The sequence below is a fragment of the Phenylobacterium sp. genome (assembly GCF_031181185.1).
Taxonomy (GTDB): Bacteria; Pseudomonadota; Alphaproteobacteria; order Caulobacterales; family Caulobacteraceae; genus Phenylobacterium.
On the sequence record NZ_JAPSKZ010000045.1, the window covers coordinates 1 to 23,080 of the forward strand.

Annotated in this window: 27 protein-coding genes and 1 riboswitch; of the genes, 14 read left to right on the forward strand and 13 right to left on the reverse strand. The window is 71.1% G+C overall.

Annotation, left to right across the window (positions count from 1 at the left end):
• The first annotated feature begins 113 nt into the window (after positions 1 to 113).
• Complete coding sequence (locus RIF93_RS07715; protein ID WP_309090047.1) at positions 114 to 1,607, forward strand: HWE histidine kinase domain-containing protein; 1,494 nt, start codon at positions 114 to 116, stop codon at positions 1,605 to 1,607.
• Here the strand turns inward: RIF93_RS07715 and RIF93_RS07720 are convergent.
• Positions 1,604 to 1,954 (reverse strand): DUF1428 family protein, encoded by a 351-nt coding sequence (locus RIF93_RS07720; protein ID WP_309090049.1) that lies wholly within the window; start codon positions 1,952 to 1,954, stop codon positions 1,604 to 1,606. The genes RIF93_RS07715 and RIF93_RS07720 overlap by 4 nt on opposite strands.
• A gap of 117 nt (positions 1,955 to 2,071) precedes the next feature.
• Here RIF93_RS07720 and RIF93_RS07725 point away from each other — a divergent pair, with 117 nt between their 5' ends.
• From RIF93_RS07725 to RIF93_RS07735, 3 genes are read left to right on the forward strand one after another with little or no spacing between them, the layout of a single operon-like run.
• Complete coding sequence (locus tag RIF93_RS07725) at positions 2,072 to 2,512, forward strand: ArsI/CadI family heavy metal resistance metalloenzyme (protein WP_309090051.1); 441 nt, start codon at positions 2,072 to 2,074, stop codon at positions 2,510 to 2,512.
• On the forward strand, positions 2,512 to 2,841 hold the full coding sequence (locus RIF93_RS07730; RefSeq protein WP_309090053.1) for a metalloregulator ArsR/SmtB family transcription factor: 330 nt from the start codon (positions 2,512 to 2,514) through the stop codon (positions 2,839 to 2,841). The genes RIF93_RS07725 and RIF93_RS07730 overlap by 1 nt, the downstream gene beginning before the upstream one ends.
• Complete coding sequence (locus RIF93_RS07735; RefSeq protein ID WP_309090055.1) at positions 2,838 to 3,533, forward strand: MIP/aquaporin family protein; 696 nt, start codon at positions 2,838 to 2,840, stop codon at positions 3,531 to 3,533. The genes RIF93_RS07730 and RIF93_RS07735 overlap by 4 nt, the downstream gene beginning before the upstream one ends.
• A 209-nt stretch (positions 3,534 to 3,742) precedes the next feature.
• Here the strand turns inward: RIF93_RS07735 and RIF93_RS07740 are convergent, their stop codons facing one another.
• Positions 3,743 to 4,141 (reverse strand): helix-turn-helix domain-containing protein, encoded by a 399-nt coding sequence (locus tag RIF93_RS07740; RefSeq protein ID WP_309090057.1) that lies wholly within the window; start codon positions 4,139 to 4,141, stop codon positions 3,743 to 3,745.
• A gap of 115 nt (positions 4,142 to 4,256) precedes the next feature.
• On the opposite strand from RIF93_RS07740, the gene RIF93_RS07745 reads away from it, so the two are divergent.
• Positions 4,257 to 4,460, forward strand: coding sequence for a hypothetical protein (locus tag RIF93_RS07745; RefSeq protein ID WP_309090059.1), 204 nt, complete (start codon positions 4,257 to 4,259; stop codon positions 4,458 to 4,460).
• Between the two features lie 184 nt (positions 4,461 to 4,644).
• On the opposite strand, the gene RIF93_RS07750 is transcribed toward RIF93_RS07745, so the two are convergent.
• The 3 genes from RIF93_RS07750 to RIF93_RS07760 all read right to left on the reverse strand — a co-directional run bounded on the left by RIF93_RS07750 (position 4,645) and on the right by RIF93_RS07760 (position 6,510).
• Complete coding sequence (locus tag RIF93_RS07750) at positions 4,645 to 4,947, reverse strand: hypothetical protein (RefSeq protein WP_309090061.1); 303 nt, start codon at positions 4,945 to 4,947, stop codon at positions 4,645 to 4,647.
• Between the two features lie 75 nt (positions 4,948 to 5,022).
• Positions 5,023 to 5,886: a hypothetical protein gene (locus RIF93_RS07755; protein WP_309090063.1), complete on the reverse strand. Its 864-nt coding sequence runs from the start codon at positions 5,884 to 5,886 to the stop codon at positions 5,023 to 5,025.
• 96 nt (positions 5,887 to 5,982) lie between these two features.
• On the reverse strand, positions 5,983 to 6,510 hold the full coding sequence (locus RIF93_RS07760) for a dihydrofolate reductase family protein (RefSeq protein WP_309090065.1): 528 nt from the start codon (positions 6,508 to 6,510) through the stop codon (positions 5,983 to 5,985).
• A gap of 114 nt (positions 6,511 to 6,624) precedes the next feature.
• Between RIF93_RS07760 and RIF93_RS07765 the strand changes: the two genes are divergently transcribed.
• Positions 6,625 to 7,515 (forward strand): aminoglycoside phosphotransferase family protein, encoded by an 891-nt coding sequence (locus RIF93_RS07765; RefSeq protein WP_309090067.1) that lies wholly within the window; start codon positions 6,625 to 6,627, stop codon positions 7,513 to 7,515.
• A 23-nt stretch (positions 7,516 to 7,538) separates the two neighbouring features.
• Here RIF93_RS07765 and RIF93_RS07770 read toward each other — a convergent pair whose 3' ends face one another.
• Together RIF93_RS07770 and RIF93_RS07775 are read right to left on the reverse strand one after the other, a co-directional pair.
• Positions 7,539 to 8,561: an LD-carboxypeptidase gene (locus RIF93_RS07770; RefSeq protein ID WP_309090069.1), complete on the reverse strand. Its 1,023-nt coding sequence runs from the start codon at positions 8,559 to 8,561 to the stop codon at positions 7,539 to 7,541.
• 621 nt (positions 8,562 to 9,182) lie between these two features.
• On the reverse strand, positions 9,183 to 10,112 hold the full coding sequence (locus RIF93_RS07775) for a LysR family transcriptional regulator (protein WP_309090071.1): 930 nt from the start codon (positions 10,110 to 10,112) through the stop codon (positions 9,183 to 9,185).
• Between the two features lie 107 nt (positions 10,113 to 10,219).
• Here RIF93_RS07775 and RIF93_RS07780 point away from each other — a divergent pair, with 107 nt between their 5' ends.
• The 3 genes from RIF93_RS07780 (at position 10,220) to RIF93_RS07790 (ending at position 12,712) form a co-directional block, all read left to right on the forward strand.
• The gene (locus tag RIF93_RS07780; protein WP_309090073.1) at positions 10,220 to 10,807 is read left to right on the forward strand and encodes an NAD(P)H-dependent oxidoreductase; all 588 of its coding nucleotides are present in this window, start codon (positions 10,220 to 10,222) and stop codon (positions 10,805 to 10,807) included.
• A gap of 269 nt (positions 10,808 to 11,076) precedes the next feature.
• A complete protein-coding gene (locus tag RIF93_RS07785; RefSeq protein WP_309090075.1) occupies positions 11,077 to 11,355 on the forward strand; it encodes a hypothetical protein in 279 nt (92 codons plus the stop codon).
• A gap of 313 nt (positions 11,356 to 11,668) precedes the next feature.
• Positions 11,669 to 12,712, forward strand: coding sequence for a sensor histidine kinase (locus tag RIF93_RS07790; RefSeq protein WP_309090077.1), 1,044 nt, complete (start codon positions 11,669 to 11,671; stop codon positions 12,710 to 12,712).
• A 512-nt stretch (positions 12,713 to 13,224) separates the two neighbouring features.
• Here the strand turns inward: RIF93_RS07790 and RIF93_RS07795 are convergent.
• The 5 genes from RIF93_RS07795 to RIF93_RS07815 all read right to left on the reverse strand — a co-directional run bounded on the left by RIF93_RS07795 (position 13,225) and on the right by RIF93_RS07815 (position 16,167).
• Entirely contained in the window at positions 13,225 to 13,413 is a 189-nt protein-coding gene (locus RIF93_RS07795) for a hypothetical protein (RefSeq protein ID WP_309090079.1), read from the reverse strand.
• A gap of 466 nt (positions 13,414 to 13,879) precedes the next feature.
• A complete protein-coding gene (locus RIF93_RS07800) occupies positions 13,880 to 14,056 on the reverse strand; it encodes a hypothetical protein (RefSeq protein ID WP_309090081.1) in 177 nt (58 codons plus the stop codon).
• A gap of 373 nt (positions 14,057 to 14,429) precedes the next feature.
• The gene (locus RIF93_RS07805; protein WP_309090082.1) at positions 14,430 to 14,999 is read right to left on the reverse strand and encodes a hypothetical protein; all 570 of its coding nucleotides are present in this window, start codon (positions 14,997 to 14,999) and stop codon (positions 14,430 to 14,432) included.
• Positions 14,996 to 15,517: a DUF1697 domain-containing protein gene (locus RIF93_RS07810; RefSeq protein ID WP_309090084.1), complete on the reverse strand. Its 522-nt coding sequence runs from the start codon at positions 15,515 to 15,517 to the stop codon at positions 14,996 to 14,998. The genes RIF93_RS07805 and RIF93_RS07810 overlap by 4 nt, the downstream gene beginning before the upstream one ends.
• An 11-nt stretch (positions 15,518 to 15,528) precedes the next feature.
• Positions 15,529 to 16,167, reverse strand: coding sequence for a glutathione S-transferase family protein (locus RIF93_RS07815; protein ID WP_309090086.1), 639 nt, complete (start codon positions 16,165 to 16,167; stop codon positions 15,529 to 15,531).
• A 105-nt stretch (positions 16,168 to 16,272) separates the two neighbouring features.
• On the opposite strand from RIF93_RS07815, the gene RIF93_RS07820 reads away from it, so the two are divergent.
• From RIF93_RS07820 to RIF93_RS07840, 5 genes are all read left to right on the forward strand, one after another.
• A complete protein-coding gene (locus RIF93_RS07820) occupies positions 16,273 to 17,634 on the forward strand; it encodes an MFS transporter (RefSeq protein WP_309090088.1) in 1,362 nt (453 codons plus the stop codon).
• Between the two features lie 54 nt (positions 17,635 to 17,688).
• Positions 17,689 to 18,669, forward strand: coding sequence for a hypothetical protein (locus RIF93_RS07825; protein ID WP_309090090.1), 981 nt, complete (start codon positions 17,689 to 17,691; stop codon positions 18,667 to 18,669).
• A 15-nt stretch (positions 18,670 to 18,684) separates the two neighbouring features.
• Positions 18,685 to 18,889: riboswitch (cobalamin riboswitch) on the forward strand.
• Positions 18,890 to 19,001: 112 nt separating this feature from the next.
• A complete protein-coding gene (locus tag RIF93_RS07830; protein WP_309090092.1) occupies positions 19,002 to 20,879 on the forward strand; it encodes a TonB-dependent receptor domain-containing protein in 1,878 nt (625 codons plus the stop codon).
• Between the two features lie 12 nt (positions 20,880 to 20,891).
• A complete protein-coding gene (locus tag RIF93_RS07835) occupies positions 20,892 to 21,398 on the forward strand; it encodes a hypothetical protein (RefSeq protein ID WP_309090094.1) in 507 nt (168 codons plus the stop codon).
• Positions 21,395 to 22,336, forward strand: coding sequence for a cobalamin-binding protein (locus RIF93_RS07840; protein WP_309090096.1), 942 nt, complete (start codon positions 21,395 to 21,397; stop codon positions 22,334 to 22,336). The genes RIF93_RS07835 and RIF93_RS07840 overlap by 4 nt, the downstream gene beginning before the upstream one ends.
• Here RIF93_RS07840 and RIF93_RS07845 read toward each other — a convergent pair.
• Positions 22,333 to 23,080, reverse strand: a 748-nt coding sequence (locus RIF93_RS07845; RefSeq protein WP_309090098.1) for a hypothetical protein, incomplete at its 5' end; no start/stop codon positions are given. The genes RIF93_RS07840 and RIF93_RS07845 overlap by 4 nt on opposite strands.

The following is a 23,080-nucleotide window of genomic DNA, read 5'->3' on the forward strand; positions in this document are numbered from 1 at the left end:
GCGGATGTTTCGGGCGGCTATTCGCCCCAGGGGCGCCGGGCTCCGCGCATGGCAAGTTGCGCGTCGGGAGAGACTGATTCCGCGCGGGGCCGCGGCTGGATTTTCGAGGGCGTATGCACGACCTTCCGCAGTTGGACGCGCCGGACCCCGGCGCCGCGGCCGGCGACCTCGAGCGCCGGGTGGCCGAGATCATGGACGGCCTGGGCGAAGGCTTCGTGGCCTTCGACTTCGGGTGGCGTGTCACCTACTGCAACCGCGCCGCCGAGGCCCACTTCGGGATCGTCCGGGAGGCGGTCCTGGGCCAGGTGATCTGGGACGTCATTCCCAACGCGCCCCAAGGCGAGCTTCGCCGCTTCCTTGAGGACGTGATGCAGGCGCGCCGTCAGCTCGAGGCCGAGGTCCCGTCCGACATCTTCCCCGGCCGGTGGATCGGCTTCCGCGCCTTTCCCCTCGAGTCCGGCCTGGGCGTCAATTTCCGGGACGTGACCGAACAGCGCGAGCACGCCGCCCGCCTGACCGAGCTCGAGCGTCGCCGCGCCTTCCAGCTCGAGGTCGCCGACACCCTGCGCCCGCTCTCCGAGCCCGACGAGATCCTGTCCGCCGCCGCCCGGCTGCTGGGCGAGCGGCTGGGCGTCGCCCGCGTGGGCTACGCCGAGGTCTCCGAGGACGGCCAGCGCATGACCGTCAGCGGCGACTGGTCCCCCGCCGGCGCCCGCGTCGCCGGCCGCAGCTTCAGCCTGCCGGCCTTCGGCGCGCGCGCGGTGGCCGCCCTCCAGGCCGGCGAGGTGCTGGCCATCGGCGACGTCACCCGCGATCCCCGCTCCGCCGACTCGGTCGCTGCTTGGCTCGCCGTGGGCGCCCGCGCCATCCTCGACGTGCCGCTGGTGCGCGGCGGTCGCCTCGACGCCTTCGTCTTCGCCGCTGCGCCCGAGCCCCGCGAGTGGTCGGCCGAGGACGTCGCCGTGGCCGAGGACGTCGCCGGGCGCACCTGGTCGGCCCTGGTCCGCGCCCGCGCCGAGGCCCGCCAGCGCCTGCTCATCAACGAACTGAACCACCGGGTGAAGAACACCCTGGCCACGGTCCAGTCGATCGCCCGCCAGACCCTGCGCGAGGCGGTCGTCACGCGGGAGGCCCGCGAGCGCTTCAACGACCGGCTGCTCGCTCTGTCCGCCGCCCACAACGTGCTCACGCGCGGCAAGTGGGAAGGCGCCGAGCTCTCGGACATCGCCCGCGAGGCGGTGCGCCCCTACGACGACCCTCAGGCCCCGCGCATCGCCTTCGACGGGCCGCACGCCCGCCTCGAGCCGAACGCCTCGCTGGCCGTCTCCATGGCGCTGCACGAGCTCGCCACCAACGCCGTGAAGCACGGCGCGCTCTCCACGCCCGACGGCCACGTCACGGTCGGTTGGACCTTCGCGCAAGGGATCGCCGACCTCGTCTGGCGCGAGGCCGGCGGCCCGCCGGTCGCCCCGCCGGCGCCCGACGGCAAGGGCTTCGGCTCCCGCCTCCTCACCCAAGGGCTGGCGACCGAGCTGGGCGCGCCAGCCCAGCTCGACTTCCGGCCGGCCGGCGTCGTTTGTCGCCTGCTTATCCCCGCCTCGGTCTAGAGCTCCAGGAAGCTCTCGAAGCCGCCGAAGATCATCCGCTTGCCGTCGAAGGGCATTTCGTAGGGCCCTTTCAGCCGCGGATCCGCCATCACCTTGGCGTTGATCGCGTCGCGCGAGGCTCGGTCGGGGTAGGTGATCCACGAAAACACCACCACCTCGTCGTCCTTGGCCTGCACCGCCCGCGGGAACGATGTCAGCTCGCCGTACGGCACGTCGTCGGCGATGCATTCGACGTAGCTCAGCGCGCCGTGCTCCATCCACACCGAGCCGCCCAGCCGGGCCATGTCCTTGTAGGCCTCCAGGTTATCCTTCGGCACCGCCAGCACGAAACCGTCCACGTAGGGCATGGGAGCCTCCTTTGCGTCTGTCCCGGCCTTAGGACGAACGGCGGGCCCTAGAACCGACACGCTTGACGATTCTATATTTCGCGAAATATAGAACTGTAACAGCCAAGGAGTTCCGCCATGAAGCGCCTGCACCTGCACGTCAGCGTCCCCGACCTCGACCAGTCGATCCGGTTCTACGAGACCCTGTTCGGCGCCAGCCCCACGGTCGTGAAGGACGACTACGCCAAGTGGATGCTCGAGGATCCGCGGGTGAACTTCGCCATCTCCACGCGCGACGTCTCGGCCGCCGGCCTGGATCACGTGGGCATCCAGGTCGACAGCTCGGCCGAGCTCGCCGAACTCGCCGGCCGGCTCAAAGCCGCAGGCGCGGAAACCTTCGACGAGGCGGCCACGACCTGCTGCTACGCTCGATCCGACAAGAGCTGGGTCGCCGATCCGGCCGGCCTGCGGTGGGAGACGTTCCACACCTTCGGCGAGGCGGTCACCTACGGCGAGAGCCCCGCCCGCGCGGCCCTCGAACGCGCGCCCGCCTCCTCCGGCGCCTGCTGCGGCGCCTGATGGACCAGGACGCCGCCATCGGCGCGCTCAGCGCTCTGGCCCACCCCGGCCGGCTCGAGGTCTTTCGCCTGCTCGTCCGAGCCGGCCCCGAGGGGCTGGCCGCGGGCGAGATCGCGCGCGCCACCCAGATCCTGCCGAACACGCTGTCCACCAACCTCAACATCCTGGCCGGCGCAGGCCTCGTCGCGTCGCGCCGGGAAGGCCGTTCGGTGATCTACACGGCCGCCTACGACCGGATGCGGCAGCTGCTGGGCTTCCTCATGGAAGACTGCTGCGCCGGCAAACCCGAGATCTGCGCCGACCTCGGCGCCTCGGGCTGCGCCTCATGAGCGGCGAACCCAGTCTCGAGCCGCCGCTCGAGCCCATGGACCTGCCCCGCCGCCTCGTCGCCGAGGGGTTGGGGACCGCCCTGCTGCTCGCGGTCGTCGTGGGTTCGGGGATCATGGGCGAGCGGCTGGCGGACGGAAACGACGCCGTCGCGCTGCTGGCCAACACACTGGCCACGGGCGCAGCCCTCGTCGTGCTGATCGTGGTGTTCGGGCCCATCTCGGGCGCCCACTTCAACCCGGCGGTGACGCTCGCCTTCGCCCTTCGGCGGGAGCTGCCCTGGCCTGTAGCGCTCGCCTACCTGCCGACCCAGTTCGCGGGCGCGGTCGCGGGCGTCTTCGCGGCGCACGTGATGTTCGCCGAACCGATCCTGCAGGTCTCGACCAGGCTCCGCGACGGACCGGCCCAGGCGTTCTCCGAAGCCGTCGCCACTTTCGGCCTGGTGGCCGCAATCCTCGGCGCCCTGCGCTTCCGGCCCGGCTTCACCCCCGCCGCGGTCGGGCTGTACATCACCGCCGCCTACTGGTTCACCGCCTCCACGTCCTTCGCCAACCCGGCGGTGACCGTCGCCCGCAGCTTCTCGGACACCTTCGCCGGCATCGCGCCCACATCCGCGCCCGCCTTCATCGCCGCCCAACTGGCCGGGGCGGCAACGGCCGTCGCCCTATTCGGCTGGCTTTTACGGCGTCGGTGACCGGTGGCCGAACATGTTCTAAAGTCTTCGGCGATGTGTCCCCAGCGGACCCCCCCGTTCAGCTAGATGAACGCTGAACAACAAAGCATCCGCGACGGAACCAATACCTGCCGCGCAGGTTTTGCCGACCGTAACAGCTGATGTCTTGATCATGCTGCCCGGCGCCCTCGGCCCACAACCCCCCGTCCCTCGCGGGCCGGGGGCGCCCTTCAGCCCCCGTCCGACAGCATCTCCAGCACGGCGCAGTCCGGCCCCGACGCGGTCGTCTCGCACCGTGCGACCGCCCCGGCCAGGATCGCTTCCAGCCGCGTCAGGTCGGCGATCTTGCGGCGCACCTCGTCCAGATGGGCGCCGGCGATCCGCACCACCGCGCCGCAGGGCTGCGCCTCCTGGTCCGCCAGCCGCAGCAGCTCCCGCACCTGCTCCAGCGTGAACCCCAACTCGCGCGCCCGCCGGATGAACGACAGCCGCCGCCGGTGCCCTTCGTCATAGGTCCGGTGCCCGCCTGCGGTGCGTGACGGCTCGGGCATCAGGCCGATCCGCTCGTAGTAGCGGACGGTCTCCACATTGACGCCGCTCGCCTGCGCCAGCCGGCCCATGCTCAACATTTCGCCAACTCCGGGAAATAGGCCTTGAACCCGTAGTCCCTACGGATTCCACAGTAGCGCCAGCGACGGCAGTTGACACTGGGACGGGCCCGGCCGGCCCAGGGACGGCGGAAGCATGGCCCTCTATCGCGTCTACACGCTCGATCGCGCCGGCCACATCGCCGCCGGCGACTGGGTCGAGGTCGGGGACGACGCCGAGATCGTCGAGACGGTCCGACGGCTGTGCGGTCCGGCGACGCCGGCCTTCGAGATCTGGCGCACGACGCACCGGGTCGCCGTCGTCGACTGCCGCGGGGATATCCCGCCTGCGCCCGGCTGAGGGCGTGGCGGTCCAAGGCTCTGGCGGAGTGCTGGTCGCGCTGCCGGAGTGCGAGTCTCGGCCCCTCGGAGCGGCCGCGCTCGCAGGGGACGGCGTCTTCGGGCGCCGTCCCCACGCGCCGCCTTCGGCCACGGCGCCTTGCTTCAAGGTCCCGCCGCGCGGCTGAGCGCGTACGCCGGTCGTCCTACTGCTTGCCGGGCTCCACCGGCCGCTCGCTCGCGCCCGGGACCCCGGCCGAGCCGCCGGCCGTGCCCACGGGCGGCGTCGGGGCCACGGCGGGGGCCGAGCCGTCGGCCGGCACCGTGCCGGTCGCGCCGGCATCGGGCGCCGTCAGGCGGTCGGTGGGCGCCCGCGTCGTCGAGGTGTCGGGCATGGCCGCGCCCACCTCCGAGCCTTGCGGCGCGCTGCCCGTCGGGCGTTCGCTGTCACTGCAGGCGGCAAGGCCCAGGGCCATGACAGCGGCGATGGCGAGCGGAGCGGTCTTCATCCGTGGGTTCCCTTCCTGATGGTCGGACCCTTCAACGCGGAAGGCCGCGGCAAGCTCCTCGCGGAGTCCTCGCGGTCAGGCCGGAGGGCCCTGACGCGACGCCGCGAGCAGCCCCACGCCCAGCCAGGCGCCGAGGATGGGACTAAGGCCGATCCCCACGAACGGGACAGGGAAGGCCCCGAAAGCCGGCGCGGCGATCCATCCGCCCAGCAGCGCGGTCAGCGCGACCCCGGCGCGACGGACCTCCCGCCGCTCCGCCGTCCAACTGGTCAGCGCCGGCGCGGCGGCGGCGGCCATCAGCAAGACCACGCCCAGCACGGCGAGCAGCGGCGTCTGCGCGGCGGCGAGCTGGATCACCTCCTCCACTTCGGGAACGGGCGCGAGCGGGTCCGGCCGGGTCCAGGCGAGAGCTGCGATCGCAACCGCGGCCGCGGCGACGACCGCTCTTGTCGGCCATCCGCGCTCGCGCAGGCCGGCGGCGACGACTGCGATGGCCAGCGCCCACGCCGTGGCCTGCGAGGCGTCGGGCTGGGCCGCCAGGACGGCCAGGGCGAGCAGCGCCGGGATCCACCACCACCGCGCCCGCTCGGCCACCACGGCCATGGCCACCGCCGCCGACGGCAGCAGCAGCATCGCCGCGTTCAGCCGGACCGGCCCGACGACCAGCCAGCGGCGCACGCCCTCCAGGCCCTCGTCCGTGGCGGTCAGCGCCAGCCCTACGGGCGCCAGCGCCAGCACGGCGACCAGCGCCGGGCGCCCCGCCGATCGCGCGAGCGCCGCCGCCGCAACCCCGCCGATCCCCCAGGCCGCCAGGTTGCGTATCCAAAGGCTCGCGGGAACGCCGCTCAGCGCACAGACCAGGGCGCCCAGCGCGACGGCCGCCAGCGACGCGCCCGCGAAGGCGAGCAGCGGGCGCTGCAAGAGGTTCTGTCCGTCCATGGGAGAAGACCGCGTCATGATCCGCCCGACCGGCGGTCGCGCCCATCTCGGCGCGCCTGCGGTTAACGAAGGGTAGCCGGCGCCGCGGACCCGCGGTCAGGCCGGAACGTACGTCAGCCGCACCACTTCGCCGATGTGGTCGGTGGCCGCCAGCCGCAGCCTTGGCCGCGGGCCTTGGAAGTACGGCCTTCCCTCCCCCAGCACCACGGGATGCAGATAGAGCCGATAGGCGTCGATCAGCCCAAGCTCGCCCAGGCTCTGCGCCAGGTCCGGGCCGCCGACCTCGATCTCTCCGTCCACCTCGCCCTTCAGCCGGCGGATCTCAGCCTCCAGGTCCTCGCCCACCAGCGTCGCGTTCGGCCCGACCGACGTCAGCGTCCGCGAGACGACCCACTTGCGCTGGCTGCGCCACGCCTCGGCGAACGCCCGCTCCGCCACGTCCCACTCGGGGTGCTCGTCGTCCCAGTAGCTCATGATCTCGTACAGCCGCCGGCCATAGATGCTGCCCGCCTGCTCGCGCGCCTGCTCGATGAAGTGGCGGAACAGCTCGGCGTCGGGCGCGAACCTGTCATGGTCGACATAGCCGTCCAGCGAGACGTTCATTCCAAACACCAGAGTCGCCATGGGCCGCCTCCGCGCCGTTACAGGGCGCCATTCACCCCCAACCGATCTCGAAATGCAAGCAGTTTGACGGGGCGCGATTGTTGCGCCGGTCACGCCCCCCGCTAAGCTGCGGCCATGGCAGAGCTCGCCAGCGCGCCCCGGATCGACACGTCCCTCGTGGCGCGGCTGATCTCGCACCAGTTCCCGCGGTGGGCCCACCTGCCCCTGGAGCCCGTCGCCTCGGCCGGCTCGGACAACGCCATCTTCCGCCTGGGGCCGGACCTCGCCGTTCGCCTGCCGAAGCGCGAGAGCGCGGCGCCGCAGGCCCAGCGGGAACACCAGTGGCTGCCGCGGCTCGCGCCGGCCCTGCCGCTCCTGGCGCCGGTTCCAATCGCGGTCGGCGCGCCGGCCTTCGACTATCCGTGGAGCTGGTGCGTCGTCCCCTGGCTGCCCGGGGAGGACGCCTTCCACGCCCCGCCCGACGATCTCGCCCAGGCGGCGCGAGACCTCGCGGGTTTCCTCATGGCGCTCCGGACCGCCGACCCCACCGGCGGCCCCGCGGCGGGCCGGGAGAACTCCGGCCGCGGCGTGCCCCTGAGATACCTCGACGCCCGAGTGCGCCGCGACGTCCAGGCCCTGGGCGGCGAGATCGACGGGCCGGCCGTGCTGAGGGTGTGGGAGCAGGCGCTCGCCGCCGCCGAATGGAGCGGCCCCGGCGCCTGGGTGCATGGCGACCTCCATCCCAGCAACCTCCTGGTCCGCGGCGGCCGCGTGGTCGGCGTCCTCGACTTCGGCCTGCTGGGCGTCGGCGACCCCGCGTGCGACCTCTTCGTCGCCTGGAGCCTTCTCGACGCCCGCGCCCGCCCGGTGCTGCGCCAGGGGCTGGATTGCGACGAGGCCATGTGGCTGCGCGGCCGCGGCTGGGCGGTGTTCAACGCGGTGATCGCGCTCGCCTTCTACCTGACGACCAATCCCACCCTCTGCGCCATGAGCCGCCGCACCCTGGACGAGGTGGTCGCGGCCTAGGGGCGAGGCGGCTGACGCAAGAGCTAGGCCACTCCGGCTTCCAGGATCGTGAGCGTCCGCGCGCCGGCGTCGATCCGCGCCCGCGCGCCGACGGGCAGCGTCAACTGTTCGTCCGTATGGCCGATGGCCAGGCCGCTGAACACGGGGACGCCGACTTGGCCGAGCACCTGGTCGAAAACCTCGTTCAAGGTGTAGGGCGTGACGTCCGAGGCGCCGTCCGAGCGTGCGAAGGCCCCGACCACCACGCCCGCGACGTCCCTGAACTTGCCCGCATGCTTCAGCGTCAGCAGCATCCGCGCGACCGAGTAAGGGCTTTCGTCCACGTCCTCGAAGAACAGGATCGCCTTCCGCGTGTCGATCTCCCACGGCGTGCCCATGGCGGCGAGGATCATCGCCAGATTGCCCCCGGTCAGCCGGCCCTCGGCCACGCCGCCCGCGATCGTCCGCAGCGGGTACGAGGGACGCAGCGCGTTCGCCTCGGGAGGATTCTGCAGCACTCCAAGCGGTCGCGGGTCGCAAACCGCGCGCCGCAGCGCCTCCAGGGAATAGGCGGGGAAACGTGTCAGCCCCGGCATCCGGCCGTGGAACGTGACGAGCCCGGTCCTGCGGCGGATCGCGAGCTGCAGGAGCGTCAGGTCGCTGAAACCCACGAACACCTTCGGATTGCGCCCGATCAGTCCGTAGTCCACGTCCTCGACGATCTCGCTTACGCCGTAGCCGCCGCGGGCGCAGAAGACGCCCTTGATCGCGGGATCGCCGAACGCCGCGTGCAGTTCATCCAGACGGTGCCGGCGGGAGCCCGCCAGGTCTCGTGGGCGGGAAAGGAGGCTCGGCGGCAGCACCGGAGTGAGGCCCAGAGCCGCGATGACGAGTCCCGCACGCTCCGCGGCGGCGGGGTCATGGATCGCCGTGCTCGGGTTCACCACGGCGACGCGGTCGCCCGCGCGCAAGACAGGCGGCCGCACCATGTCCGGCGCCGGACCAGCGCTCGCACCGCTCGCCACAGCGCTCGCGCCGGCGGTGAACAGAAGGGTGCGGCGGTCCAAAGGTGATTCTCCCGCTGACGTGCCCCGCCCTAGCGCGCCGGGCCTCAGGGCGCCACACCGCCAGGGGCGGAAGCTCGGCGGTCGGGAACGTCCATGGCGAGCATATCGCCACGATCGCCGCGGCTGTGCGTAGTCGCCCTAACCACCCTTAGCTGACCCTCGAAAGGTCACCCGTCGGGGTGGTTGCGAGAATGTCAGCTTGCCGGCCCGGCGTGAACGTCTGCTTCCGACCCATAGCGGACGTGGGCCGAGGCTTGGTACGCTCGCACCGCGAGTGTCTGAGGGGTGAGGCGGTGGCGTGGTTCGGTCATAATAAGCGGCTCTTCTGGGCGACGGTCGTCATCGCGCTTGCCTTCGGTGCTCTGTCCCCCGTCTTCAGGAGTGACCGTGTTGCCGACTACGTTGGCGTCGCGTCATCGATCACCCTCGGCGCGGCTCTGTTGTGGATCGTGCTGCGCGCGAGGCATCTGCCCTGAGCCTAAGGCAACAACTCGCAACGTCCGCTCCCGACCCATAGCCGACCTTCCGAGCGTCTCCTCTTGAGCGCGTCCGCCGACGTGTCGCGTCGCCGGGCCGTCCCGACGCCCTCGGCCGTCGCGCCTGTCGCGTGCTGGTGGCGGCTCAGATCAGGCTCGCGCCGCCCGCTTGCCAGGCGGGCGAGTCCCCCTTCAGGGCAGCGGCCAGGAAATCCAGGCACACCCGCACCCCCGGCAGCACGCCGCGACGCGAGGTGAAGACCAGATGCAGGATGCCTCGGGGGATCGACCAGTCCGGCAGGATCCGGAGCAGGCGCCCGTCCTCGAGCATGTCGCGGCATGTGTATTCCGGCAGGAGCCCGATCCCGACGCCGCCGATGACCGCTTCACGCAGGATGGGGAACGCGGTGGCCGTGAGGCGTGGCTCGTGCGCCACCTCCACCGCCTCCCCGGCAGGGTTGATCAGCGTCCATCGCTCGACGCTGCCCCGATCCGTCAGGGCAAGCGTCGGGAACCTGACGAGGTCCTGCGGCGCGGCCGGATGGCCGTGAGCGGCGACAAGGGCCGGACTGGCGACCAGGACCGAGGCCGTGCGCTCGATGATCTTCACCTGGAGGTCGGCGTCGGTGTCCAGCTCCTCGCGCACGCGCACGGCGATGTCGACGCCCTCCTCGATGAGATCGACGCGTCGATTGGTGATGAGGAACTGCAGCTTGAGCTTCGGATGCTCGGCCAGGAAGTGCGGGAGGCAGCTGGCCAGGACCCGGTCGGCGCCGATGGGACAGCTCACGCGCACGACGCCCTGCGGCTCGGCCTTCACGCGCGTCACCACCTCGTCGATCGCCGCCGCCTCCGCAAGCGCGGCCCGCGCGTGCCGATAGACGTCTCGGCCCACGTCCGTGACGGCGAAGCGTCGTGTCGAGCGCTCCAGCAACCGCACGCCCAGTTCGGCCTCCAGCGCGGCCACCCGCCGGCTGATGCGCGACTTCGGCGCCCCCAGCGCCCGGGACGCCGCTGAGAAGCCGCCGTTCGACACCACCGCTGCGAAGAAGCTCAGGTCGTTGAGATCGGGCATCTGGCGTTCCGTTTTTGCAACATACTGTCGCGCGCAGGCAGTCTACCGGCGGGATTGTTCCACAATCAAATGGGGCGGGTGCTTAAGCCCAGAAAGGTCCTGCACCCATGAAGCTGCTCCATATCGACGCCGGCATCACCGGCTCCGCCTCGGTCAGCCGGCAGATCACGGCCTCGGTCGTCGACGCGCTCATGCAGGCGGATCCGACGCTTCGCGTCACCCGCCGGGATCTTGCCGCCACGCCGATCCCGCACCTCGACGGGTCGCGTCTCGAAGGCCTCGCCGATAATGAGATCCTTCGCGAATTCCTCGACACCGACGTCGTCGTCATCGGCGCGCCGATGTACAATTTCGGCCTGCCGAGCCAGCTGAAGGCCTGGTTCGACCACATCCTGGTGGCCGGGCGCACCTTCCGCTACGGCGCCGCTGGCCCTGAGGGGCTGGTCAAGGGCAAGACGGTCATCGTGGCCTCGTCCCGCGGCGGCGAGTATGCGGCCGGCGGACCGCGCGCCGCGTTCGACTTCCAGGAGCGGCACCTGCAGGCGATGCTTCAGTTCACCGGCATCGACGATGTCGTGATCATCCGGGCCGAAGGCGTGGCGCTCAGTCCGGAGTCCCGCGAAGCCGCCCTCGCCAACGCCCTCGAGGCGGCGAAGCGCCTGCCGCAAGCCCTAGCAGCCAAGCTCGCGGCCTGACGGCTGCCGCGCCGGAGCCCGGCTGCGCGGCGAAGCTAATCATCTGCGTTTTGAACGATGGAGGCCGCGTTGGAAGCCGGAGGCGAGTTCCGCGCCTCACCCGCCGCAGACCTCGCCGCGGTTGCAATTCGGCCGCGCCCGGTGCGACCTTTGAGTGAGCAGGAGGCAGATGGTCGCTTTTTTGTTGTGGCCACCGCCAGAACGATTGGAGAGCCATGTTCCGGACCGGGCTTGCGGTTCTCGCCGCGCTCCTTCCCCCCGTCGGCGCCATGGCCGCGCCCGTCGGCCCAGAGCCGAAGATCGTGCTGGCCATTCTGATTGATGGAACGGTTCTGAGGGGCGGTCGACCCGTCGACGAGTCGCGCCTGAAGGCGGACCTTTCGGCTTTGAGGAAGGGCGATCGGGTCCTTGTTTGCCTGCAAGGCATGAACGAGAAGGTCAGCCACGCCTTCGATCGGTACCTGGTGAAGAACGCCGGTGAGTTCGGCGCCAAGCTGCTGACGCAAGGCCGCTGTCCGCCCGATCCGGCGACGGAGGGCAAGCGCTAGTCCGCTTCCCCCAACAGCTGACATTCCGTCGAGCCGGCCAGCGAGCGGCATCAGGCCGCCGCCCCCGTCACCCCAGCCGCCCCGCGAGCTTGCACCGTGTTCCAGTTGCGCGAGGCGCGATGGCGGTCAGCGCCTTGGCCTCAGCCAGCTTCGAGAAGCCCGCCCCGTCGAGCGCCGCCTGAAGGTCCCCATCGGGTCGAGAGCGGACCTCAGCCTTGTGAGGCCGAACAGACGCTCGCCTGCGAAGCCATCTGTGGAGGTTGTGAACGGGACGGTTGAACCTCCGCCCGCACAAGATGTTAGGGTAGCGCGCATGGAGGAGCTCATTAGGGCGGCCGCACTGCCGCCAACGTCGGAGGACGCCGCACTCAGCTTGACTCTCGCCGTGGTCGCTGCGGCGAATTCGCCCCTGCTGCTGCTGGATGGAAATCTGGACATCATCGGCATGAGCGACGCCTTCTGCCGGGCGTTCGACGTCGGCAAGGCTGCTGGGCAGCCGGTCTTCGCCCTCGGCGGGGGCGAATGGGATGCGCCGGAGATACGCGCTTTCCTCGAAAGCGCGGTGAACGGCCAGGCGCCCCCGGACATGGAGGTCGCTCTGCGGGGGGGCGGCCGCGAGGTCCGGCGCCTGATCATCCACGTCGAGCGTCTCGAATATCTCGCGCTTGACGAGGTTCGCCTCCTGATGGCGGTCACCGACCTAACGGACGCAAGGGCTGCGGATCAACGGGCGGAAGACCTGCGCACGCGGAATGCGATCCTGGTGCAGGATGCCCGGCACCGGGTGGCGAACAGCCTGCAGATCATCGCCAGCGTGCTGATGCAGCATGCACGCAAAACCCAATCGGAAGAGGCCCGCGACCAGCTCCACAACGCCCACCAGCGGGTGATGTCAGTCGCGGCCCTGGAACGGCACCTCGCGGGGGCGGGGGACGACTGCGTTCAGGTTCGGCCCTACCTGGTGAAGTTGTGTGAGGCGATCGCCGCATCCATGATCCCGGAGCGCGCGCGCGTGTCGCTCGAGGTCACAGGCGACGACAGCACCGTGGACGCTAATGTCTCGGTCAGCCTCGGCCTGATTACCACAGAGCTTGTCATCAATGCGGTGAAGTACGCCTTCCCGGGCGGGCGGTCGGGCCGGATCACCGTCGACTACCGAGCCGCTGGTGCAGGCTGGGTGCTGACAGTGCAAGACGACGGTGTGGGCCTGCCCTCCGGAACGGAGCTGGTTCCCGGGCTGGGGAGCAGCATCGTACAGGCTCTTGCCATGCAGCTGCGGGCCCTGGTCGTCCTCGATCACTCAGCCGGAGGGGCTTCCGTGTCCATCGTTCATCCAGCCCCGGCCGGCGGATCCTAGCGGGGGCGGCCCGAGCATGGCGACCCGAGCATGGCGGCCCTCGGCGCCGGCGCGACGGGGAAGCTCTCCATGTCGGCCCTCACGATGTTGGCCCCCACGGAACTGGCTCGCCGCATGGCGACCACCTTCGGATAGCGCGGCGTCGCTTGGGAGCCCGCCGTCCGACGACGCCTAGCCGCCCAAAGCAGCATTCATCTCGGCCCGGGAGGCCTCGCGCCTTCTGTATCCCAGCCTTGCTCCCGCTCCTCCCGCAGCGCCGCGTCCTCACCGGCGTATCGTAGCGGCTTTCGGGACGAGGGCGCTGAAGTCGGATCGCTGGCGATGGAGCCGGGGCCGTTGTGCGGTGTCGCGCCCGGTCCTGCGCCCCATCGGGAGCCGTAAAGGCTGGCGTCGGGGTCAGAGGGCGTCCGGATCGGAACGTCAGGGGTCAGCTTCTTCGTCATCAGCGCCTCCCGCGCGTGAAAACTACTGTTTCGACTATGCACCCGTGTTCGGGTTCGCAGGTCTCCGGCCTAGTCGTGCGGCCCGAAGCGGACTTCGGCGCGACGGCCGAGGCGTTCCGCGTCCCGGGCGGCTAGCATGGCCGCCAATCGCGCAGGGGCCTCCGCGAAATAGTCGCCGACGAAGGCCCCGTCGCGCGTGACATGCCAGACGCCGTGGGTGCGGGCGGTGTGTATGACGACGGTGTCTTCGACGGCCATTGTTCAGGCTCCGGGACAGGGCGCCCCTGCATCGCCTGCCTGGCGAAATCACCTTGGGCGGACGGTGATATTGCTTAGATGGGGAGGCCGATCGCCCGCCGCCAGCCCGAACGACAATAGATCGCCCCGGCCGAGCGCGTAATCAGCGCCATGATCAATCAGACTGATCAGTCAACCGTCACCATCAAAAGTGACTTCAACGTCTATTGGCCTTCATGGCACGTAACTCGAAAGTTATCGCGGATGGGATTTCCGGAACGCGAAGACGCCATAACATCGAGTTTCACTTCGCTGGTCACGCAAGTTCATCAGACAGTCCCCTTGTCGATGACGTCGCCAGCTTGGAACCATCTGGCTATTGACCACGAAGGTTCACCTCGAGCCTGCCCGCGACGTGAGCCGACGATGACGACACGGTGGCGCAAGCGGTTGGGTCAGGTTGCCCGCGCGGGAGCGCGAGTGCGGTTCAGCCCGCGTCGGCGGCGTATGTCCTGACCAACCGCTCAAGGCTCCACAATTTGGCGGCGCGTCCTCGGCGGCGGCCCTCCACATAGGCTTTCGCCAGTCGATCGGTGTCCGCCTTGAACGCCTCGCCGGCAAGAAGCACGCCGTCCGAGATGAAATGGAGTCTGTAGATCGACATGTGCGATGTCCCAGTCTGAGACCCGACTGGATGCAAGGCCCAGGCAGGTAAGCCCTCGAGAAGATCAAGGTTCCGCCGCCGCTCTGGGAACGCCGAGGCCCCTGCGCAGCGCGCGACAAGATGCACGCGGGAGCAGACGTTCCGAACATCCGCTTTCGACCCGTTGCGGAACTCGTCTGATCGTGACCCACTCTCGACGACAAGGTCGCTGTATCGGGAGAAGCCCACGCGAGACCGACTGACTCCCTCCGGCACAACGCTCGGCGAGACACCATGCGGCTGGGCAAGGGTGCGTCCTGGCTCATGATTGCGGTGGCATCATCGTCGCCGCCCTTGCGGCGTGGGCCCTGAACTAGGCCCCCGGGCGAGCCCCTCAGCCCCTCGCCTCCGGCAGGGACCGAAGAAAGGCCGCGACCTGCCGGTCGCCGTGCAGACGCAGAAGCTGCGCGCCGGCGGCGTACCTGGATAGCCAGTCCTCCAGCCGCGGACGCAACACGGCGTCGAAGGTCCGCGCGTAGTCCAGCAGGCGAAGGCTGAGCCGCTCGGGACAGCCCTCGGCCATGTCCGGGCGCGTGCGGCCGAGGTACGTCAGGGTTCGCAGGTAGGCGCGCGCCGCGCAGAGCCACGCCGGTTGCTCCAGCCAGATGACCGCCTCGGCCCTGGGCAGGACGATGTCCGGAACCCGGCCCGGCACGCCGTCGAAGATCCATCCGCCCGCGGCGGTCATTTGCGCGATCCTGGCGCGGTACGCGTCATTGTCGGGATCCCGCCACCCCGGCTGCCAGAACTCCCTGTCGGCGTGGATGACGCGGAGCCGGAGTCGCCGACCCAGTTCGCTCGCCAGCCGCGACTTGCCCGAGCCTGCGCAGCCGACGATCACGATCCGCGATGCGGGGCCGATCGGTCCAAGCGCCTGCGCGCCGGACGCCGCCGCGCCCGTCACCCCAGCTTCTCCGCCAGCTTGCGCACCGTGTTCCAGTTGCGCGAGGTGCCGATGGCGGTCAGCGGCTTGGCGCCCGCCAGCTTCGAACGGCCCGAGCCGTCCGGATAGGTGATGTAGAGGCAGCGCGGCCCGGGCGCGATCTCCTCGCCGAACACCGCGTACTTGCGCAGCGGGTCCAGGTCGGCCGGGGGTTCGGTCTTCAGGAACACGGTCATCATCACGTTCGGCCGCTCGTCGGCGAAGGCCTTGAACGGATTGGCCGTGATGGTCGCCGCGAGCTCGGCGCGGTCGCGCACGAAGACGTCGGTGGCAAGCCCCAGTCGATCCCTCAGCGTCTGCTTGACGCGCGCCTCCACCGCGGTCGCCTCGGCGTCCGTGCCGACGACGGCGTTGCCGCTGGCCAGCAGGGTCTCGGGCGCATCGAACCCCGCCTCGGCCAGCACGGCCTTGAAGTCGGCCATCTTCAGCTGGACGCCGCCGACGTTGACCGCCCGCAGCAGGACAGCGAGCCGCCTCACGCCTCCCGCCCTCACGCGCGCGCTGCCGCTTCCCATTCCAGGAAGTCGGGCTGCTCCAGCAACAGCGAGGCATATTCGCCGGCCCGGCCGTCGTCGCCATAGTCGCTCAGCTTCACCCCATAGGTCCGGAAGCGCGTCGCCACGGGCGTGTAGAAGGCGTCGGCGATCGACCAGTCGCCGGCCAGGAACGGGCCGCCGAAGCGGTCCAGCATCGACAGCCACAGGCCTACGATCCGGCGGATGTTCTTCTGGGTCGCCGGCGAAAGCTCGACCGGCCGCGGCTCGACCTCCAGGGCCATCGGGCATTCGCCGCGCAGGCTCGCGAAGCCCGAGTGCATCTCGGCCGCCGCCGCGCGGGCCAGCGCGCGGGCGATCGGGTCGGTGGGCCAGAGGGCCACGCCCCTTTGCGCGGCCGCCTCTTCCGCGAGGTATTCGCAGATCGCCAGGCTGTCGACGATCACCACGCCTTCGGTCTTCAGCGCCGGCACCAGGCCCGAGGGCGAATGAGGCAGGATGTCGGCCTCGGTCTGGTCGTTCTCCTGGCGCAGCTCGATCAGCCGCTCGGTGAACGGCAGGCCCGAACGCTTGGCGGCCAACCACGGCCGCAGCGACCAGGTCGACCACTTCTTCGTACCGATCACCAGCTCCATCGGGCTTCCTCCGTCTCGCGCCTGAAACAAATCCGCGCTTGCCGCGCCCTACGGCAGCCGGTCAACCTCGCAGACATAAAAAACATAAGCCCGAGGAAGCGCCCGATGACGACCGCCATCCCCGCCGCGGAGCCTGCCGCGCCGTCGGCCGCCGCGCCGCCGATTCCGTTCTCGCGCGGCTACACGCGCTACGCCATGTGGCTGCTCCTGGGGATCTACATCATCAACTTCCTCGACCGGCAGGTGATCAACATCCTGGCCGAGCCGATCAAGAACGACCTGGGCCTTTCCGACACCCAGCTGGGCCTGATGAGCGGCCTGGCGTTCGCGATCTTCTACACCGTGCTGGGCATCCCGCTGGCCCGCCTCGCGGAGCGGAAGAACCGCGCCTACATCATCGGGACCTCGGTCGCCGTCTGGTCGGGGTTCACCGCCCTCTGCGGGCAGGCGCAGAACTTCGTCCAGCTCGCCCTCTGCCGCATCGGGGTCGGCGTGGGCGAGGCGGGCTGCACGCCGCCCGCCCACTCCCTGATCGCCGACATGGTGCCCAAGGAGAAGCGCTCCTCGGCGCTGGCGTTCTACTCGATGGGCACCCCGCTCGGCAGCCTGCTGGGCCTCGTCCTTGGAGGCCTCGTGGCGGACGCCTATGGGTGGCGCACCGCCTTCCTCGTTGCGGGGCTGCCCGGGCTGGTGTTCGCCGCGCTGGTCTTCACCACGCTGAAGGAGCCGCGTCGGTTCATGGCCCAGCAGGCGACCAAGACGGCCGCCGCCGCCCAGGCCAGCTTCGGCCAGACCCTCGCCTACGTCACCAAGAAGCCGACCTTCTGGTACATCTCCATGGGCGCCTCGCTGAAGGCCTTCATCGGCTACGGCCACGCGCCCTTCACCGCCTCCTTCTTCCTCCGCAACCACACGGAGGAGGTCGCGGGCCTCGCGGCCAGCATGGGCCTGAAGTCGGTGGGCTTCCTGGGGCTCACCATCGGCCTGCTCGCAGGTACCGCGGGCGCCCTGGGCGCCTTCATCGGCGGCTGGGTCGCCGACAAGACGGCCAAGCACAACGTCGGCCACCAGATGATCACGCCTGCAGTGGGCGCGCTTCTCTCCGTGCCGGTCTACACCGCCGCGATCCTGGTGGACTCCGCCGTGCTCGGCATCTGCCTGCTCGGGCTCAACTATCTTCTCGCCTCGACCTGGTACGGCCCGGTCTATGGCTCGGCGCAGTCGATCGTGCCGACGCACATGCGCGCCACCACCGCGGCCATCCTGCTCTTCCTCGCCAACCTCATCGGCCTGGGCATGGGGCCGGTGGCTGTGGGCGCCTTGTCGGACTGGCTGAACACCGGCCTCGGCCTGGGCTCGGCCGAGGGCGTTCGGTGGGCGCTGATCCTGGCGACCTTGTTCGGCGTCATCCCCGCCGTGCTGTTCTGGCTCGCCCGCAAGAGCCTGCCCCGCGACACGGTTTCGTAACAGCATTACGGGAGTTGCTTGCGGCGGCGCGAATCTGGCCGCAGGCTGGGGCCAATGGTCGAGTTGCTCCGGGGGGAGCATCCGCAGCCCCCGCCCCTAGCGGCCCACTGGCTCCTGGCCCGCCTCAGCGTCGAGTTCGCCGTCGATGTCGCCGACATCGCGCGGGACGGCCGTTCCGTGCTCGACCTCCTGCTGATCATCGCCGTGATCGAGGCCAACATCGCGCCGATCAACCAGGACCCCGTGCTGCAGCGGAAGTTCGGCGCCCTCGACGCGCCGCCCCCCGACGAGCTGCGCCGACCGGTCAGCATCAACGCCGTCGCGGCCTCGCTGGGCCAGCCGTTCGAGACGGTCCGGCGGCGTCTCAACGCCCTGGCCGCGGAAGGCGAGTGCGTGATCGGCCCCAAGGGCGTCGTCGTGCCGACCGCCCGCCTGACATCCGAGCGTTACGTCCGCATCCTGACGCTGCGCTACGAGCGCGTTCGCCGGCTGTATCTCGAGCTCAAGGCCGCCGACGCCCTGACCGACATGCACGCCGACGCCGGCTCCAGCCTGCCCGAGCCCGTCGGCCGCTTCGCCGAGCCGCCGGTCCGGCTCGTCAACCGGCTGCTCTCCGAGTACTACCTGCGCGCCCTCGAGCTGCTCGGCCGGCGGGTGGGCGACCCGCTCACCGCCCTGGTCCTGCTGGGGCTGGGCAATCTCAACCTGCGCAACCTGACACCCGAGCAGCGCCTGGCGAACCATCCGCACCCCGACTCGCTGCGCGCCCCGGTTCGCGGCAGCGCGCTCGCCCGCAGCCTGGGCCTGCCGCCCGAGACCGTGCGGCGGCGCCTCCTCGATCTCCAGGCCCGCGGCTACTGCCGCTCCGGGCCGGGGGGCGTGGTCTTCTCGATCCAGGCCGCCGCGGCGCCGCACGCCCAGCGGCTGTTCCACGACAACAACGTCAACCTGATGCGCATGCTGGGCCGCCTCGCCCGTTACGGCGTGCTCGAGTACTGGGACGCCGAAGAGAGCCCTGCCCTAAGGACAGCTTGACGGCTGCGGCCGTCTGGCCCAAGCGGGGACCGTGGCGCCCGAAAGGGCTGAGAAAGGGAATGCGGTGCGGCTCTCCGGAGCCCAAGCCGCGGCTGCCCCCGCAACTGTAAGCGGCGAGCTTCCGACCACCGAAAGCCACTGGGGCCGAAACGCCCTGGGAAGGCCGGCCGGACGCTAGGACCCGCGAGCCAGGAGACCTGCCACGAGCCGTGGTCACGCGCGAGCGCGTCGGACGGGGTGTGCCGATGTGGACGGACCGCCGGGAGCCTGACCGCTCCCGAGGGGCCCGTCGTCCTTCGCGGTGACGTCGTCCACGTCCGCCGCGAGGCCCCATGTTCAAGACCGCTCTTTCGCTCTCCGCCCTGGCCATCGGTCTGCCTGCGCTCCCCGCGTACGCCGCCGACGCAGAGGTCGACACCCTCGTCGTCACCGCCAGCCGCCGCCCAACCCCGGCCGAGGAGGTCGGCAGCGCCGTGACCCTCTTCACCGCCGACGACATCCAGCGCCGCCAGCAGCGCGCCGCCCCCGACGTGCTGCAGCTGTCGCCCGGCCTCAACGTCGTCCAGACCGGCGGCCCCGGCGGCCGCACCTCGGTCTTCATTCGCGGCGCCAACGCCAACCACACCAAGGTGCTGATCGACGGCGTCGACGCCAACGACCCGAGCCAGGGCGGCGTCTTCGACTTCGGCGCCGTGCTGACCTCCGACATCGAGCGCATCGAGGTGCTGCGCGGGCCCCAGAGCGGCCTCTACGGCTCGGACGCCATCGGCGGCGTCGTCAACATCGTCACCGCCCCGCCCGGCGGGCCTGCGCGCCTGCGCGCCCGCGTCGAGGCCGGCAGCCTCGAAACCTTCGACCAGGCGCTCGGCGCCTCGGGCCAGGCCGGCCCGATCGGCTACGCCGTGAACCTGGCCCACGCCTTCTCGGGCGACTCCAGCACCACCCCGCTCAGCCTCGTCCCCGCCGGCCGGCCGGTCCTCTCGGACTCCTACGAGAACACCACGCTCTCGGCCCGCCTGCGCGCCCAGCCGACCGACCGCCTGGAGCTGAACGGCGTGGCCCGCTTCGCCGACAGCCGGCTGAAGTTCGTCTCCGACGAGGGCTTCCCCAGCGCGCCCGCCGCCGAGCGCTCGGTCCAGGACGCGCAGGGCCTCACCGCCCGCGCCGAGGCCCGCTTCGACGCCCTGCCCGGCCGCCTCAGCCTTCGCGCCGGCGCCGGCGCCACCGACTACGAGACCAGGATCACCAGCCCCGGCGGCTTCGCCTCCTGGAACAAGGGCGACCGCCTGAAGGGCGACCTGCGCGCCGACCTCACCCTTCCCGCCGGCCACAGCCTGATCCTCGGCGCCGAGGCCGAGCGCGAGCGCCTCACCGACCAGCCCACGACCTACGAGAACGACAACCGCGCCGTCTTCGCCGAGGCCCAGACCCGGCCCGGCGCCCCCGTCAGCCTGACGGCCAGCGCCCGGCTCGACGACAACGACCGCTTCGGCTCCGAGGCCACCTTCCGCCTCGCCGCCGCCCACACGCTGACCTCCACCGGCACGATCCTGCGGGCCAGCTACGGCACGGGCTTCAAGGCCCCGACGCTGACCCAGCTCTTCGTCAGCTTCCCGGACTTCGGCTTCTTCGCGAACCCCAACCTCGAGCCCGAGGAGAGCCGCGGCTTCGACGCCGGCTTCGAACAGCCCCTGGGCGAGAACGTCCGCCTCGGCGCTGCCTACTTCCGCCAGACGATCAGGAACCTGATCACCACCAACGCCACGTTCGACAGCTACGCCAACATCGGCCGCGCCCGGGCCTCGGGCGTCGAGGCCTTCGCCGAGGCCCGCCTCACCCCCGCGCTGACCGCCCGCATCGACTACACCTATGTCGAGGCCAAGGACCGCGACACCGGCCTCACCCTGCTGCGCCGGCCCAGGCACCGCCTGACCGCCGCCGCCGACTGGGCCGTGACCGACGCGCTCAGCCTCTCGGCCACGGTCATCCACGTGGGCTCCTGGATCGACGGCGACCGCAGCTTCACCGTCCCAAGGCTCAAGGCGCCCGACTACACGATCGCCCACCTGGCCGGCGAATACCGCCTCTCCGACCGCCTCACCGCCTTCGCCCGGGTCGAGAACCTCACCGACGAGGCCTACGAGAACCCCGTCGGCTTCGAACGCCCCGGCCGCGCCGCCTTCGCCGGCCTGCGCGTCCGCTTCGAATAGGGAGGCCGTCCGATGACCCGCACCACCTGGTCCCTCGGCGTCTACGGCCTCGTCGTGGCGGGCTGCCTGGCGCTGGCCTGCCTCGAGCCCCTGGTCGCCGTGGCGGTCCTCGCCGCCGCCCGCCTGAAGCTCCCGGCCGCCGCCGCGCTCACCGCCGCCGTGTGGCTCACCGGCCAGGCGATCGGCTTCGGCCTGCGCGGCTTCCCCGTCGATACCCAGACCGTCGGCTGGGGCGTGGGCCTGGGCGTCATGGCGCTGGCCAGCCTGCTCGCCGCCGCCGCCGTCCTGCCGCGCCTCCCGCAGCGCCTGCCCGAGTGGTTCCGCATCGCCGCAGCCTTCGTCCCGGCCTTCGTCGCCAACCAGCTGGCCGCGCTCGGCGTCGAGTTCGCCGTCAAGGGCTCGTGCGAGATCGTCCCCGGCGTGGTCACCGCCATCGGCCTGATCAACGCCGGCTGGCTGGCCGCCCTGCTCGCCCTCGACGCCCTGGCCCGGCGCCTGCCCAGTCCGCGAACGCCATGACCCAGCGGATCGTCAGCCTGCTCCCCAGCGCCACCGAGATCGTGGCGGCGCTGGGGCTCGCCCACCGCCTCGTCGGCCGCAGCCACCAGTGCGACTTTCCGGCCGGCGTCGAGCGCCTCCCCGCCCTGAGCTCCACCAAGATCCGCACCGACCAGACCTCGGCCGCCATCGACGCCCAGGTGAACGAGATCCTGCGCTCGGCCGTCAGCGTCTACGACGTCGACACCGACACCCTCAAAGCCCTCCAGCCCGACGTCATCCTCACCCAGACCCAGTGCGCCATCTGCGCCGTCACCCCGGCCGACCTCGAGGCCGCACTCTGCAGCTGGACCGGCCTGGCCCCCCGGCTGGTCAGCCTCGAGCCCAACGACCTCGGCGACGTCTGGGGCGACATCCGCAAGGTGGCCGCAGCCCTGGGCGCCCGGGCCGCCGGCGAGACCCTGATCGCCATGCTGCAGGCCCGCCTCGCCGCCCTCTCCGCGCGCGTCGCCGACCGCCCGCGCCCCACCGTCGCCGCCCTGGAATGGTTCGCGCCCCTGATGGCCGGCGGCAACTGGATGCCCGAGCTGATCGAGGCCGCCGGCGGCCGCCCCCTGTTCGCCAGGCCCGGCCAGCACTCGCCCTGGCTCTCGTGGGACGACCTCGCCGCCGCCGAACCCGACGTGATCCTGATGCTGCCCTGCGGCTTCCGGCTCGAAGAGAGCCTGGCCGACCTCCCCGCGCTCACCGGCCACCCGCTCTGGTCCGGGCTCAAGGCCGTCCGCGAGGGCCGCGTCTACGCCATCGACGGCCACCACTACTTCAACCGCCCCGGCCCCCGCCTGGTCGAGAGCGCCGAGATCGTGGCCGAGATCCTCCACCCGCAAGTCTTCCAACCGGGAGCCGGCGACTTCGGCCACCGCGGAACCGGCTGGGTCCAGGTCCCGCCCCAGGCCTAGTCCCGCTCGAACCCGCGCCCGTCCGCGTCCGGCGCCCACACCTCGCCGGTCCCGGCCACCCGCGCCGGCTCGCGCGTCGGCACATAGTCGCCGCTGTCGGGCTCCAGGGTGAACTTCTTGATCACCACGGTCATGCCCTCGCCGCCGGCCTCCTCGTCCCCGTTGGGCAGGGGCCGCGGCTTCACCGGCCCATACCGCCGGGCACAGGCCTTCCCCACCCACCACCGGTGATGCTGCAGCCGCACGTGGGTCGCATAGGCCGTCTCGGGCGTCACCGCGTCGGCGATCGCCAGCCCCTTCTCGAACTGCAGCTCGGCGCGGATCTCATAGGCCTCCTCCAGCGCCTCGGCGAACTCCGGATGCTGCCGGCGCCAGTTGGTCAGCGTCGACATCGACGGCATCCCCGCCTCGGCGCAGATGGCCGTCAGCGCCTCGCCCGCGCACACCCGGTCATAGATCGCCTGGGCCGTCGCCTCGCACCACAACGGCCGCCGCCCCCGGAACGGCCCGCCCGCCGCCGTCCGGGCCTCCAGCATCCGCGCGGCGAACGCGGGCCGCGACTTCGTCCAGCCCACCACCGTGTTGGCCAGCGGCATCCCCGGCGAGCGGCAGATCTGCGCCAGGCTCTCCCCCGCCGCCGTCCGCCGCAGGATCTCCTCCGCCGTCTCCACCCCGTGCCGCACCGATGTCGGCCACGCAGCCTCGTCCGCCCCGACCGCAGCCGGGAACTCATCCTCGATCGTC

What these genes read in the sequence shown, in the direction of transcription:
- RIF93_RS07715 (WP_309090047.1), top strand. Translation starts at nt 114, where the DNA reads ATGCACGACCTTCCGCAGTTGGACGCGCCGGACCCCGGCGCCGCGGCC.
- RIF93_RS07720 (WP_309090049.1), bottom strand. Translation starts at nt 1,954, where the DNA reads ATGCCCTACGTGGACGGTTTCGTGCTGGCGGTGCCGAAGGATAACCTG.
- RIF93_RS07725 (WP_309090051.1), top strand. Translation starts at nt 2,072, where the DNA reads ATGAAGCGCCTGCACCTGCACGTCAGCGTCCCCGACCTCGACCAGTCG.
- RIF93_RS07730 (WP_309090053.1), top strand. Translation starts at nt 2,512, where the DNA reads ATGGACCAGGACGCCGCCATCGGCGCGCTCAGCGCTCTGGCCCACCCC.
- RIF93_RS07735 (WP_309090055.1), top strand. Translation starts at nt 2,838, where the DNA reads ATGAGCGGCGAACCCAGTCTCGAGCCGCCGCTCGAGCCCATGGACCTG.
- RIF93_RS07740 (WP_309090057.1), bottom strand. Translation starts at nt 4,141, where the DNA reads ATGTTGAGCATGGGCCGGCTGGCGCAGGCGAGCGGCGTCAATGTGGAG.
- RIF93_RS07745 (WP_309090059.1), top strand. Translation starts at nt 4,257, where the DNA reads ATGGCCCTCTATCGCGTCTACACGCTCGATCGCGCCGGCCACATCGCC.
- RIF93_RS07750 (WP_309090061.1), bottom strand. Translation starts at nt 4,947, where the DNA reads ATGAAGACCGCTCCGCTCGCCATCGCCGCTGTCATGGCCCTGGGCCTT.
- RIF93_RS07755 (WP_309090063.1), bottom strand. Translation starts at nt 5,886, where the DNA reads ATGGACGGACAGAACCTCTTGCAGCGCCCGCTGCTCGCCTTCGCGGGC.
- RIF93_RS07760 (WP_309090065.1), bottom strand. Translation starts at nt 6,510, where the DNA reads ATGGCGACTCTGGTGTTTGGAATGAACGTCTCGCTGGACGGCTATGTC.
- RIF93_RS07765 (WP_309090067.1), top strand. Translation starts at nt 6,625, where the DNA reads ATGGCAGAGCTCGCCAGCGCGCCCCGGATCGACACGTCCCTCGTGGCG.
- RIF93_RS07775 (WP_309090071.1), bottom strand. Translation starts at nt 10,112, where the DNA reads ATGCCCGATCTCAACGACCTGAGCTTCTTCGCAGCGGTGGTGTCGAAC.
- RIF93_RS07780 (WP_309090073.1), top strand. Translation starts at nt 10,220, where the DNA reads ATGAAGCTGCTCCATATCGACGCCGGCATCACCGGCTCCGCCTCGGTC.
- RIF93_RS07785 (WP_309090075.1), top strand. Translation starts at nt 11,077, where the DNA reads ATGGCCGCGCCCGTCGGCCCAGAGCCGAAGATCGTGCTGGCCATTCTG.
- RIF93_RS07790 (WP_309090077.1), top strand. Translation starts at nt 11,669, where the DNA reads ATGGAGGAGCTCATTAGGGCGGCCGCACTGCCGCCAACGTCGGAGGAC.
- RIF93_RS07795 (WP_309090079.1), bottom strand. Translation starts at nt 13,413, where the DNA reads ATGGCCGTCGAAGACACCGTCGTCATACACACCGCCCGCACCCACGGC.
- RIF93_RS07800 (WP_309090081.1), bottom strand. Translation starts at nt 14,056, where the DNA reads ATGTCGATCTACAGACTCCATTTCATCTCGGACGGCGTGCTTCTTGCC.
- RIF93_RS07815 (WP_309090086.1), bottom strand. Translation starts at nt 16,167, where the DNA reads ATGGAGCTGGTGATCGGTACGAAGAAGTGGTCGACCTGGTCGCTGCGG.
- RIF93_RS07820 (WP_309090088.1), top strand. Translation starts at nt 16,273, where the DNA reads ATGACGACCGCCATCCCCGCCGCGGAGCCTGCCGCGCCGTCGGCCGCC.
- RIF93_RS07825 (WP_309090090.1), top strand. Translation starts at nt 17,689, where the DNA reads ATGGTCGAGTTGCTCCGGGGGGAGCATCCGCAGCCCCCGCCCCTAGCG.
- RIF93_RS07830 (WP_309090092.1), top strand. Translation starts at nt 19,002, where the DNA reads ATGTTCAAGACCGCTCTTTCGCTCTCCGCCCTGGCCATCGGTCTGCCT.
- RIF93_RS07835 (WP_309090094.1), top strand. Translation starts at nt 20,892, where the DNA reads ATGACCCGCACCACCTGGTCCCTCGGCGTCTACGGCCTCGTCGTGGCG.
- RIF93_RS07840 (WP_309090096.1), top strand. Translation starts at nt 21,395, where the DNA reads ATGACCCAGCGGATCGTCAGCCTGCTCCCCAGCGCCACCGAGATCGTG.